The organism is Pseudomonas sp. SDO5522_S412, assembly GCF_054071215.1.
In genome coordinates this window covers 1-1,213 of sequence record NZ_JBSVWQ010000441.1, presented here as the reverse complement: position 1 = coordinate 1,213, position 1,213 = coordinate 1, and the positions used below count along the sequence as shown (strand labels likewise).

The following is a 1,213-nucleotide window of genomic DNA, read 5'->3' as shown; positions in this document are numbered from 1 at the left end:
TGACTGGCACACCGCTTTCGCGAGCAAGCCCGCTCCCACATTGGATCTCTGTCGTTTGCAAAATCGGCGTTCGTCCACGCCGAACGCAGGTATCTAAAATTCGAAATTCTCTATACGCGTGACATCAGGCACCTTGCCCTATAACACAACAATAAGAAGGTGATTTTCCATGCTCAAGCTTTCTCGGGCGCTGTTCTGCGCCGCCACCTTGTTTGCCGCGGGCCTGGCCCAGGCGGCCGACCCCATCGTGATCAAGTTCGCCCACGTCGTCGCGGAAAACACCCCCAAAGGCCAGGGCGCCCTGCTGTTCAAGAAGCTCGCTGAAGAACGCCTGCCCGGCCGGGTGAAAGTCGAGGTGTACCCCAACTCCTCGCTGTTCGGCGACGGCAAGGAAATGGAAGCGCTGCTGCTGGGCGACGTGCAGATGCTGGCGCCGTCCCTGGCCAAGTTTGAGCAGTACACCAAGCAAGTACAAATCTACGACCTGCCGTTCCTGTTCAACGACCTGGCGGCGGTCGACCGTTTCCAGGCGGCCCAGGGCAAGGCGTTGCTGACCTCGATGCAAGACAAGAACATCCTCGGTCTGGCCTATTGGCACAACGGCCTCAAGCAACTGTCGGCGAACAAGGCATTGCGTGAGCCCAAGGATGCCCGTGGCCTGAAGTTTCGCGTGCAGGCCTCCAGCGTCCTGGAGGAGCAGTTCAAGGCGATCCGCGCCAACCCGCGCAAGATGAGTTTTGCCGAGGTGTACCAGGGCTTGCAGACCGGCACCGTCAACGGCACCGAGAACACCTGGTCGAACTATGAAAGCCAGAAGGTCAACGAAGTGCAGAAGTACTTCACCGAATCCAACCATGGGCTGATCGACTACATGGTGATCACCAACGCCAAGTTCTGGAACGGCCTGCCGCCGGATGTGCGCACCACCCTGGATCAGGTCATGGTTGAAGTCACCGTCGAGGTGAACAAGCAGGCCGAGGCGCTGAACCAGTCGGCCAAGCAGAAGATCATCGACGCCAAGACCAGCGAAATCATCGAACTGACACCGGAGCAACGCCAGCTCTGGCGCGAAGCCATGCGCCCGGTGTGGCAGAAGTTCGAAGGTGAAATCGGCGCTGACCTGATCAAGGCGGCCGACGCGTCGAACCAGTAATTTGGAGAGCACCGAGATCAAATGTGGGAGCGGGCTTGCTCGCGAATGCGGTGTATCAGT

The 1,213-nt window shown here is 59.0% G+C and carries 1 protein-coding gene; it reads left to right on the top strand.

The window, feature by feature from the left end; genetic code table 11:
* The first annotated feature begins 169 nt into the window (after positions 1-169).
* Positions 170-1,153, top strand: a complete 984-nt coding sequence (gene dctP, locus ACW9I6_RS32360; RefSeq protein ID WP_003215057.1) for a C4-dicarboxylate TRAP substrate-binding protein DctP — start codon at positions 170-172, stop codon at positions 1,151-1,153.
* Positions 1,154-1,213 lie beyond the last annotated feature (60 nt).